Origin of the sequence: Acidithrix ferrooxidans (assembly GCF_000949295.1) — a bacterium.
Classification (GTDB): domain Bacteria; phylum Actinomycetota; class Acidimicrobiia; order Acidimicrobiales; family Acidimicrobiaceae; genus Acidithrix; species Acidithrix ferrooxidans.
In genome coordinates, this window is the sequence record NZ_JXYS01000148.1 from 1 (window position 1) to 10,941 (window position 10,941).

The 10,941-nt window shown below is 46.9% G+C and carries 10 protein-coding genes, 2 tRNA genes and 3 pseudogenes; 8 read left to right on the forward strand and 7 right to left on the reverse strand.

The genetic code is table 11. From position 1 onward, the window contains the following. The 4 genes and pseudogenes from AXFE_RS20610 to def all read left to right on the forward strand — a co-directional run. Positions 1 to 211 (forward strand): annotated as a pseudogene (locus tag AXFE_RS20610) (Druantia anti-phage system protein DruA); the annotation flags it as partial. Continuing rightward, positions 153 to 587: a Druantia anti-phage system protein DruA gene (locus tag AXFE_RS18830; RefSeq protein ID WP_200891362.1), complete on the forward strand. Its 435-nt coding sequence runs from the start codon at positions 153 to 155 to the stop codon at positions 585 to 587. The pseudogene AXFE_RS20610 and the gene AXFE_RS18830, both read left to right, overlap by 59 nt. 156 nt (positions 588 to 743) lie before the next feature. Then, entirely contained in the window at positions 744 to 1,283 is a 540-nt protein-coding gene (locus AXFE_RS17630) for a glycine cleavage system protein R (protein ID WP_235347921.1), read from the forward strand. A gap of 40 nt (positions 1,284 to 1,323) precedes the next feature. Further along, on the forward strand, positions 1,324 to 1,824 hold the full coding sequence (def, locus tag AXFE_RS17635) for a peptide deformylase (RefSeq protein WP_052607207.1): 501 nt from the start codon (positions 1,324 to 1,326) through the stop codon (positions 1,822 to 1,824). A gap of 213 nt (positions 1,825 to 2,037) precedes the next feature. Here the strand turns inward: def and AXFE_RS17640 are convergent, their stop codons facing one another. Continuing rightward, on the reverse strand, positions 2,038 to 2,610 hold the full coding sequence (locus AXFE_RS17640; protein WP_052607208.1) for an NADPH-dependent FMN reductase: 573 nt from the start codon (positions 2,608 to 2,610) through the stop codon (positions 2,038 to 2,040). A gap of 162 nt (positions 2,611 to 2,772) precedes the next feature. Between AXFE_RS17640 and AXFE_RS17645 the strand changes: the two genes are divergently transcribed. Further along, on the forward strand, positions 2,773 to 3,321 hold the full coding sequence (locus AXFE_RS17645; protein WP_052607214.1) for a pyridoxamine 5'-phosphate oxidase family protein: 549 nt from the start codon (positions 2,773 to 2,775) through the stop codon (positions 3,319 to 3,321). Positions 3,322 to 3,473: 152 nt separating this feature from the next. Here the strand turns inward: AXFE_RS17645 and AXFE_RS17650 are convergent, their stop codons facing one another. Both AXFE_RS17650 and AXFE_RS17655 read right to left on the reverse strand, forming a co-directional pair. Continuing rightward, entirely contained in the window at positions 3,474 to 4,709 is a 1,236-nt protein-coding gene (locus tag AXFE_RS17650; RefSeq protein ID WP_052607209.1) for a geranylgeranyl reductase family protein, read from the reverse strand. 136 nt (positions 4,710 to 4,845) lie between these two features. Further along, positions 4,846 to 5,511: a hypothetical protein gene (locus AXFE_RS17655; protein ID WP_052607210.1), complete on the reverse strand. Its 666-nt coding sequence runs from the start codon at positions 5,509 to 5,511 to the stop codon at positions 4,846 to 4,848. An 899-nt stretch (positions 5,512 to 6,410) separates the two neighbouring features. Here AXFE_RS17655 and AXFE_RS17660 point away from each other — a divergent pair. The 3 genes from AXFE_RS17660 to AXFE_RS17670 all read left to right on the forward strand — a co-directional run bounded on the left by AXFE_RS17660 (position 6,411) and on the right by AXFE_RS17670 (position 8,838). Then, positions 6,411 to 6,482 (forward strand) — tRNA-Cys (locus tag AXFE_RS17660). A 159-nt stretch (positions 6,483 to 6,641) separates the two neighbouring features. Continuing rightward, a complete protein-coding gene (locus AXFE_RS17665) occupies positions 6,642 to 8,738 on the forward strand; it encodes a glycogen debranching protein (RefSeq protein WP_052607211.1) in 2,097 nt (698 codons plus the stop codon). Positions 8,739 to 8,765: 27 nt separating this feature from the next. Then, positions 8,766 to 8,838, forward strand: a tRNA-Val gene (locus AXFE_RS17670). A gap of 224 nt (positions 8,839 to 9,062) precedes the next feature. Here the strand turns inward: AXFE_RS17670 and AXFE_RS17675 are convergent. The 4 genes and pseudogenes from AXFE_RS17675 to AXFE_RS20930 form a co-directional block, all read right to left on the reverse strand. Then, positions 9,063 to 9,752: a hypothetical protein gene (locus tag AXFE_RS17675; protein WP_052607212.1), complete on the reverse strand. Its 690-nt coding sequence runs from the start codon at positions 9,750 to 9,752 to the stop codon at positions 9,063 to 9,065. Further along, positions 9,749 to 10,102, reverse strand: a complete 354-nt coding sequence (locus AXFE_RS17680) for a GntR family transcriptional regulator (protein ID WP_052607213.1) — start codon at positions 10,100 to 10,102, stop codon at positions 9,749 to 9,751. Before AXFE_RS17680 ends, AXFE_RS17675 begins: the two co-directional genes overlap by 4 nt. Before the next feature lie 51 nt (positions 10,103 to 10,153). Beyond that, positions 10,154 to 10,624, reverse strand: a pseudogene (locus AXFE_RS20925) (transposase); the annotation flags it as partial. A 133-nt stretch (positions 10,625 to 10,757) separates the two neighbouring features. Further along, positions 10,758 to 10,941: pseudogene (locus AXFE_RS20930) on the reverse strand (hypothetical protein); the annotation flags it as partial.

Here is a 10,941-nt window from a genome sequence, read left to right on the forward strand (position 1 = left end):
AGCACACTGTCTCAGATCGGAGATCTCCGCATACACCTGGTTCAAGACCAAGAAAGCCTCTGCGATCTGGAACCAAACCATCGCGAGCTACCACTACCTCGGATACGTGCCTCTCGCTGGTGCACAACTGCGATATCTGGTAGAAGCCGACTGTGGCTTTGTGTCTGCACTCTCCCTTTGGTGCGTCGGCCTGGAAGTGCGCTCCTCGTGACACCCATATCGGCTGGGACGACAAGACTCGTCGTTCCCGGCTGCACCTCGTGGTGGGCAACGCGCGCTTTCTCATCCTGCCTTATATCCAGGTTCCCAACCTCGCCTCCAAGATCCTCGCCAAAGTTACCCGACGCCTGCGTGATGACTGGCAGGTCGCCTATGGCTATGCCCCGGTGCTCGTCGAGACCTTTGTCGAGACTGGTCGCTTTGCTGGTACCAGCTACCGAGCAGCCAATTGGATCCAAGTCGGCAAGACCCAAGGTCGCGGCAAGCTAGACCGCACCCATGCCAAAGCACTACCGGTGAAGGACGTCTATCTTTACCCGCTGCACCGAGCTTACAAAACCATTCTCAGCACTCAGACCAGCATGTGAGATCGCCCCGTCAACGTTACGAATCAAACCCTCTTCGGACGGGATCTCCGAATGTGTACGTGTTTCTAGATTGTTTTGCATATAACCCCCCCCCGCAATGTGATAGTTAGGGGTAGCTCGTTGGGTATTTCCCTTATACAACTATCCTTTATTAGCGTGAATCGCTTTATTCTAACTGCGTTCGGCTCTGATAGGCCAGGAATTGTATATCGGTTGACAAAGGAGTTGGCTCGGTTGGGCGCAAACCTTACCGACTCTACGATGACGGATTTGGAGGGCCAATTTGCGATAATGCTTTCATTTGAAGTTGAAGGTCTTTCCAATTCGGATCAGTTGAATAAAGAGCTCAATGAGAATCTAGCTGATTTAGGCTTAGCACTTTTTGTAAATCAGATCGAGATTAAGGATTGGATTGACCTCAAGGACGTATCCCGGGTCGCCATTAGAGTCATTGGCGGTGATCGTCCGGGAATCGTTGCAGGAATTTCTGAAGTCTTGTTCAACTATAAAGCTAACATCGTTGAACTGAAGACTCATTCGACGACTCCATTTCCATCTTCCAATTACGTGATGATTATTCTTGTTGATCTCGATTCCTCTGTAAGTTTTGAGAGAATTCGGGCTGATTTGATCGAAGTCGCTTTGAGGCTCACTGTGCACTTGAGTGCGGAACTTATCGAGCCAGACACCATCTAAGGAAGGTTTTGGGTTTTTTAATTGTCAAAGTCGGGATTTCATGGCTATTAGAGAGGTCGTAAGCGTTCCGCATCCAGTACTTTCTCGTCAAGCTTTGGAAGTTAATTTTTTTGACGAAGAGCTTGCGAAGTTGGTCGGCGATATGTGCGATACGATGGTTGTGTCTCCGGGTTGTGTAGGTCTAGCTGCAGTTCAAATAGGAGTTCCCCTGGCGATCTTTGTGGCCGACGTGGCGGGACACAAGAAAACTCGTAGTTATAACGGCCTGATCGTGGCAATCAATCCGGTGATAACTGCAAAGTCGAAGCCTATCAAAGTGCGCGAAGGTTGCATGAGTGTCGCTGATTTTACCGGGGCAATTGAACGTTTTTCTAACGTTACGCTTCGGGCTCAAAATTGTAATGGGGAGATCTTTGAAATTGAAACCGATGGCTTTGAAGCTCAGGCCATACAGCATGAAGTGGATCACTTGAATGGTATGGTTTTTTTAGACCGGATCATGTCTCCAGATAATTTATATCCAAGAAAGCGTTATCTTTAGGATCTCCATCCAGCTTTTTGCTAGATTGGCTCGAACTAACTATCTACTTCATAGAGATGCAATGACAGACATAGATGCACTTGTTCTTCGAGAGCGATGATTGTCTCGAAGAACAAGTTTTGACCAAGTGCATGCTATATGAGTGCATTCATATAGCATGCACTTTCCTAATGGAGCTTGGAAGCCACAAAGGCGCCCCGTACCTTATTAGTACTAAGCCGCACTATCTTCGACCTTAAGATCTGCATGTACTATTAGTGCCTCAACGGCCTGCTCGAGCATGGTCCAAGTCGATTCATCGGTGAGTTCTAAGTTGGAGTTGAACTTTTGTGCGGCCGATGTGACAAAGATCTCTGGACGTGACAGAACGAGCGAGCCCGTTGCATGGAGAACTTCTCGAAGGTGAAGCTGACCTCTTACTCCACCTAAGATGCCAGTGGAAGCACTAGCAAGAACCACCGGCTTTGCAATCAAGACGTGCTTGCCATAAGGTCGCGATGCCCAATCCAATGCATTTTTGATTTGGCCCGTGAATGAGTAGTTGTACTCTGGACTTGCGATTATAATTGCGTCTGCCTCTTTGATCGTTTGGCGAAATCTCAATGCAACTTCTGGAGCGTTCTGGTTGTCGAGGTCGGGGCTGTAAAAGGGCAATGCTTTGATATCTTCGAAGAGCTCGAATTCGACCGTTTCTGGTAGGAGCGAGCCTATCGCTCTCAAAAGTGCGCTGTTGTAACTTTTTTGGGCTGCAGATCCCGATAGGGCGACAATTTTTGGCTTTGACATTTCTTTCCGTTCTGCTTGGTTTCTGTAAAGGTTTTACTTGCATAGTCAACTAATTTTAAATTGATTCTATTTCCATTTGGTAGTTTTTGCTTTGGCCGTTGGGGCATTTTCTCAGGTTCGATATCAAATTGAAGATTTGTTTTAATCGCTAACATGGTAGTTATGGCTAATGCAACAGAGATTGGCGACTTTGAAAGATCGATGATTGAGGGATCGAGCGTCTTTTTTGTGGCGAGCGCTCCGCTGGATCCCAATGGACATATCAATCTTTCCCCTAAAGGGATATCGGATACCTTTAGGATCTTGGATGATCATCACGTCGCGTATCTAGATCTGACCGGATCGGGAGCAGAAACAGCGGCGCACCTAAGTGAAAATGGGCGGATTACGCTAATGTGGTGTTCGTTTGGGCGCGACCCTAATATTTTGCGAATTCACGGCCGTGGTCGAGTTGTGCGACCACAGACCCCCGATTTTGAAGAGCTGATCGCCCATTTCCCTCCACACAAAGGCGTTCGCGGAGTCATTGTGGTAGAGATCCAACGGCTCAACAACTCTTGCGGTTTTGGCGTACCTGTGGCAAGTGAGTTACAAGAGAGGTCGGATCTAGATGGGTGGTTGAATCGTAAAGGCGATTCGAAGCTTCTCGAATATCAGGCCAAACATAATCAACTATCGATTGATGGCTTGAATGCTTACCCGCTTACATGATTAGTGAATTTTGATCAAATATTGATACCCTTTTAAGGTACAGATCGAAAAGCACCACACCCTTTTTGATTGTCGTTGAATTTGGGCCCCATCCATGGTTTTTTGGGGGAGTTCTCAATTGATTGAGCTGATTGTCGAGTCGTTGATATTGATTACTGGGTCATCCCTGCTAAGAGTTCCACTCCAAAGGCGACTGATTTGGCTAGTTTGATTCCCTTGATATGGCCAGATCCTTCAATAAGGTCGTTCCAATAGATCCCCCAAGCTGATCCGACGGTAGAAGGCATCCATTTGCTCGTCAGAAGGTTTGCTCCATTCTTGGCTAGTTTGGGATGAGCTAGCGCCAACCTCTGTATTGCTGCGGCTGATTTCAAATAGACTGCATGGTTTTTCTCTAGCTCTTGTCGGTAGATTTGTGCGGCATTTCCAGGATGTGAAGAGATTGCGCTAGCTGCTCGCATGCCTGAATCCATCGCTGCATAGATTCCTTCTCCCTGAAGGGGGTTCACCAGCCCAGCGGCGTCGCCTATCAGTAGGACATTTTCTCTGGCTGGGATGATTCCATGGTATCCCATCTTGAGCCAGCCGCCTAGCTTGGTGGCTGGCTCAAATTTAGATGACTTTATCCAACCTTGTTGTTTAAGGAGCTCGAGATAGGGTAGTAGGGCTCGAGTGGCCATCGATGCGTTTTTTTTATCGCCCAGAACTCCCATGCCAACTCCGAAATTTGCCATTCCTTCGCAGTCAGAGAAGATCCATCCATAGCCCGGGAAGAGTACATTTGACTCTCCCCCTATCGACTTTTCGTCAAAGAGCGAGATAACAGGAGTGTCGACTGAAGCCTCTAGATATCCTCGAATGGCAAAGCCATAGAGGGCACTTGCCTCATCTGAGAGGTTCATCTCCTTGGCGACTAAAGAATTTGCACCATCTGCACCTATAACAAAGTCTGCGCTGATAGCCGAATCCCCGATGTAAATTTGATATCGGCCACCATCGGCTTTTGTGATTTTGTTTACTCTAGCGCTGATTGGCAATGAACCACCAGAGATTGCATTTTCATAAAGTGTCTCATCAAAGATGCGGCGTTTGATTAGCCAACCGCTTCCCGGATAGGTAATTCCAGATTCCGCCGGTAGTCGCAGTGGTCGTCCCGATGGTCCAACCAATAACATATCTGAGACGACCCTTCGGTTTCTAGGTAGGTCAATGCCTAGGTCGGCTAAGAGGGCTAGGGCACGCGGTCCAACCAAATCTCCGCAAGCTTTGTCTCTGGGGAAGGTGGACTTGTCGATTAATGCCACCCTTGCGCCACTCGATGCTAGAAGGCTTGCGGCTATGGATCCCCCCGGGCCCGCACCGATCACCGCGACGTCATATCGATTCAAATTTACTCCTGGGGTATTTTTTGATTATGATCTTTGAAATTGGAAAGTGGACATAGGATCAAGTGACTATCTTTTGGACCAACTGCTCATTCGAAGGTAGTTAAGTTGACGTTCCCATCCATGAATAGTCTTTGTCCTACTGGAACGAGACAATTAAGAGCCTAAGTGAGATGGTAACTTTTGCGACGGTTGCACCAAGGCTTATGATATTGGACTTTTTGATGTTTACCTTTTCTTCCCAAAGCTTTCCGTCAGTGCCTGACTTTTGGAGATAGAAAGTTGAACCAGTTGGAGTGATTTGGCGGCTGAGAAGTCGCCAACCCATGTGTGCTATGACGGTTTGTTCGAAAGTAGTTGCTTGTGAGATGGTGAATGGAATCGAAAAGGTAATCTCTCGGTCGAAGGGGCCATTGCCCATGTCTAGGTTGGCCAAGCCAAGGAGTGAAGCACCTAGCGGCACTACGCTTGCTGAGAAGATATTCTTGGGCACGACACCTTCTTTGTCAAGAGGCATAAATGCCTTGGCGATAGATTGATAGGCAAGCGTGATTCGCACGTTACTATTTGGTTTTGCTCCAATAGGAATCCCAGCTAAGGTACCACCGGTGAAGATCACAAGGAGTACCCCGAGAATAATTCTCTTTTGCAATTTTGAGAGGCGACTCTTTTTTACTGCCCCAACAAATGAGGAATTCTCAATGGCGTCTATCTCTGTAGAATCCGAGGTCGCTTCAGATGACTCGAGGTGATCTGTGACCTCTTTGTCGGGATCGTTTTTTTGATTGCTAGATTGGCTTTGCAATTGTCTTCTCTCTAAGTTGTCCGACTTTCATTTAGATATGTAACTCCGCTAGATATGTAACTTCGCTCCGTTGTTCCCATGGTGATGAAGTTGAATTACCCTAAACAAATTACCTGGTCACGGTGTATGCTTGGGTAACCTAAGGGTCGGGTCGCTCTTGTGCTTTAAACTTTTGCCCCGTAATTGCGAACTTTAGCTACAGGTGACCAAGCCACTTCGTGTGTCGTTTTAGGCATAGGAAACAGCATAGTTGGAGCGATTAAAGTTGATTGGATCAAGGCGTGAATTGATATTTCGCGTCCTGGCATAGATTTCTCCAATCGAGGTGTTTGAGCAGTGATGGCCAGAGAAAAAGACCATCCATTCCTAAGGACGGTCTTTGTTTCGGCGTAGAAGATAGGTTACCTTGGCGCCTTGCAAGGAGTTCCACGGGGGATAGTTGGCTCCACGGCGGATAATTAGCTCCATTGAGAATAAGGAGATCCAAGGAGAGTGACCCCTTGTCATGCTTGGTATAGATTAACTTGCAGCTTGGTTTTTTGCTTTGCCAAGCTCTGATTTGTTCGATTTTTCTTATTTTTCTACGATGTAAAAGGGTGCGAGGTTGAGTCAGATAATAATGAGCCGGATAATTTGATATGCGCCTTTGCTACATGGCTGAGTTGGTGGTTTTTGCCTTCGGAAGTTCGCCCATAACTCTTTTGGATCGACCTCTCGAGCCTCAGTGTCGAGCCACAGTGTCGGGGTGAAGGTTTCTCGCGAGGCTGAGATCTGGAGTTTTGGAGCTTAGATCAAGGTTTCAAGATGGTGATATCTTCTAATCACATCTGATACCGCAGTAACTAGCCGGAATAAGACCTGAGGGCTATTAGGTTTTTCTAGACAGTAATTACAGCTCTGGCGGCGTGGCCGAGTGGTTTAGGCAAGGGCCTGCAAAGCCTTGCACAGCGGTTCGATTCCGCTCGCCGCCTCTCTTTATCTTGATTTTTTTGTTATATCTTCTCTTGCTGAAGAGGTCCTACTCAATCTTCTTTAGAAGAACTGCCTTTAGGCGAATCTCCTCATGAACTCCATAGTGCTTGCAATATGGCTAGCATTGTCGAAAAGAGGATTTACCCTCGAGTCTTTACGTGTCGATTATTCAGCTATGGGGCCATGCTACAAGGAGATTTCCAATCAAATCCGTTGACTTCGAATCGATAGATCTATTGCCCGGTTTGACCAAAAATCAAGATGGAACTTACACCATTAAGGTTTTTGCAGGTAGAGCAGAGTCGTTATCTTTGGAGTTATTTGACGATCGTCGTCATTTGATTTCAACTAGTGCATTGCGACCCATTGGCGATGGATGGTGGATCGGCGTATTCGCGGGAGCGGACAAGATGCTCTATGGCCTTAGGGCATCGGGGGCATACCAACCAAATGATGGTCTATTTTATAATTCAAATAAGATCCTTTTTGATCCATATGCAAAGTCATTTTCTGGCCACATCTCCTTTGGCGATGTCACAAGAGTCCACGCTCCGTATGACTATCTTACGAAGTCATCGGTCGATTCAATAACTGGAGTTGCTCTTGCGCAGATTGATGATGGAGATTTTGCCCAAAGGGATCGACCCAAAGATATCGCTTCTTCATATTCATGGCGAGATACGACCGTCTACGAGGTTCACGTAAAGAGTGCGACCATTTCAAATATGGTAGTTCCCTCTTCACTTAGAGGAACCTACTTGGGTCTATCGCATCCAAGTGTAATAGAGCATTTTCATAGATTAGGTGTCACAACTCTGGAGTTGCTGCCAGTCTTTCACTTTGCTGACTCTGAGGCACTTTTTCATAATGGATTGACAAATTTCTGGGGATATTCACCAATCTCTTTCTTTGTTCCCGAGCCTCGATATGCAAGTTGTAACGATTTTGCAACAGCTAAAAGTGAATTTGCTGAGATGGTTGATTTGCTCCATCAGGCTGATATAGAGGTTCTCCTCGACGTTGTCTACAACCACACCGGAGAAGGTGATATCTCTGGCCCCACCCTCTCTTATCGAGGTTTGAGCGCGCCTGACTACTACTTGATGGAAGGACAGGGCAACTATCACATTGACATAACAGGAACCGGAAATACGCTCAATGTTGCCTCTGAGGTTTGTAACCGAATGATTATTGATTCGATGCGCCACTTCGTAGGGGCCTATGGGGTTGATGGTTTTAGGTTTGATCTAGCTACCACTATAGGACGCGATAATGACACTAAGAATGGTTATTCCTTTTCCCCTATGGGGGGTGTTCTCTCCGCGGTGACAAACGACCCGATTCTGTCGAAGATCAAACTTATTGCGGAGCCTTGGGATTTGGGGAACAACGGCTACCGCCGTGGCTTTTTTCCTCGGCCTTTTGTTGAGTGGAATGATCGCTTTCGAGATGGGATGCGGCGAGCTCTTGTCAATCGTCAGGGTGACCCAAATGAGATTGCGGAGATAGTCGAAGGACGTAATGATCCTCTTTCGCTTTCACGAAGGATAAACTTTATCACCTGTCATGATGGCTTCACCTTGATGGATCTTGTTTCGTTTGATTACAAACATAACAATAGCAACGGTGAAGAAAACAGAGATGGATCCGACAACAATCTTTCAAATAACTTTGGCTTTGAAGGTTTGAATGCGCCGGTAGAGATTGTAGAGATGCGTGATCTTGCGCGGAGAAGTGCGATAGCGGCTCTGTTGCTAGCTCCAGGTGTTCCGATGCTGCTTGGTGGGGACGAACTCTCGAGGAGTCAGCAGGGCAATAATAACGCATATTGTCAAGATCGAGTGGACTTTGGATTCAATTGGTCGATGGCCCAGAGTCCATTTTGCGAGTGGGTGTGCGCCCTATCAAAGATTAGAAAGAACTACATATCTTGCTGTGACTCCATAGAGGCCACCATACTTGAGAGCGATGCCAGTGGATTCGATGGTGATCCAGAGATCGATCCTCGCATCCTAGAGGTCTGCCTGTGGCGCGAGAGCGGTAGTTCCAACAAGGTCGTCATCTACTTCAATCTCTCGCAGAACGAGATTAAGATAAGTGTGGCCGATAGATTCCCAACCTCAGATGCAGCGATCTTGTTGGATTCATCAACGGGACATGCGGCTACAGTCCTGGGCGATATGACCTATTGCGAGGTAATCAATCTAATACCGAATTTACTAATCGCATTAATTCTGCGCGAAAAGACGCGATAACCAACTATCTTTAATAGAACAAAATATGGGCCGTTGGCGCAGCTGGTAGCGCACTTGCATGACACGCAAGGGGTCACAAGTTCGAGTCTTGTACGGCCCACAATTGATTTTGTAACCTCAATAATCTTTGGCATCTAGCTATGTACGAGTTCGAGTGTTGTATGGTCTTGAGTCTTGAGTCTTGATCGAGAATCACCTCTGCGCTGCGACATGGTTGCGACATGGTTGCGACATGGTTGCGACATGGTAGAGTCAGCATGCAAAGCTGTGTGGCAATTTAGCTAGCAAAATTGTTTTTGCCTTTTTGTCATTTTGGTCTCATGCTTAATTATCCAAGAGTGGGTCCCTTTGTGATCCAAGGTCATTCAGGAGGCCCGCTGCGACTTTGGAGTCCGTGATCGTGACAATTAGCGATTCTCCATTTTGTTTGTGCACCTCAAGTGCCTCTCTTCCACGGATAAAAAATGCCCAAGCTCGTCGTCGAGGTAGCCAACACATGCCGTAGATGTGAAATCTTCCAATCCTGATTGACTCTGCCTTTGCTATATCTTCCATTGGAACATACCGTTGGGGCCTTTTTAGGGGCCAAGCGATGACCCTGAGACCCTTGGAATCGATGTGAACCGTAATGGTCGAAACGCCACCGATTACATAAAGCCATCCCAAACCCCCGATTAGCTCGATTGGGGTGATACCAGAGTAGAAATATATGCCGAGCAGAGCGAGGCTAAACACGAAAAGCAGGGGGTTTGTAACCCGTTTGTGATAGATGGCCCTTTCGCCTGGTCGTAAATCTATGGTCTCTTGAGATTCATCCGACTTCGAGATCTTTTTTGGGGCCGACAAATATTTTCGAGCACGAATTTGCCCCACAATTATCGATGTAAAGGTGGTGACCACGATAACTGACCCTATCTCGAGGCGATAATTTGGTGATTTCGCGACAATGATAGAACCTGTGGCCGCAAGAAATATTAGGGAAATGATGTAAGGCTTTCGTTGTTCTGGCTTCATGCCATAGCGCCCTTGATCAACTCAACTACCTCATCCGAATTGAAGCCGAGTCTTTTGGCCTGTAGAACGAGTCCTTGGACTTGTTCAATTATGAGTGCCCGAGAATCGGGATGGTTATCAGAGACGTACGCACCGCGTCCACGTCGCATGTTTACTAGATCTTCAGCGCAAAGAATCTGATATGCACGTAGGACTGTATGCATGTTGACTTCGAGGCCTTCTGCAAGTTCTCTAGCCGGTGGGAGTGGGCTTCCCCCTGGTAAGGAGCCATCGGCAATGGCCCTTCGAAGGGCGCTAGTAATCTGTTCGAAGAGAGGAACTGAGCTATTGGTGTCGATACGAATGAGCATAGTTCTAATTGTAATAGAACTTTAGGTCATTGTCAATCTTTTTCATACTTATCAAGTTTCGTAAGCAAGAGCCATTTTGGAGTCAGATTCGCGGAGTAGCGGATGTGGAGACGCAAACACACATGTATTGAGAAGTCGCTCGACCAATGACATTTCAAAGTGCCTTGCGTTGAATCGGTATGCGAATTCCTCGAGGCATAAGTTGCTTATGTTCCTCATCTCCGTGGTATGTTCCGTCGATAAATTTCTTGCAGTTCCCAATTTAGGATCTTGAGCCATTTGAATGTTACATGTGCTTGTTCGTCTTTGGATAGAGTGAACCCGTGCGCTAGTCCAAGGTCTTTCAGCACATACCCCGTAACTTGGGTTACCATCACTTATCAGCTTGGTGTCGGAATCTAAACGTCTCACAAAAACATCTTTGGGTGATTTAGCAGTGGTATCTTTGATTACTTCCATGAAGCAATGAGTAGGAGCACCATTGCTAATCGATACTCCAATTAGGACATTGGTTTGTTTTGTTCCCTTTCCTCTTTAGCCTTCGCCATGGCTCTCACCACCTAAAAAGAACTCATCTACTCAGGCGTTTCCTCCAAGTTTATATAAACCATCTCGGTCAGCCATTACGCTCAGCCATTACGCTCAGCCATTACGCTCAGCCATTACGCTCAGCCATTGCCTTAGGTAGCTTATTTAGCATCAACCAGCCAGTCGAATAAGAAACTTGAACGAATTTAGCAAGGGCTCTAATGGCTAGGGGGTAGTAGCCGAAAGACCACGCTTGTCGTTGGACAATAGATAGATAGCGGAGAACCACTTGGATAAAGAGATATGGCTTT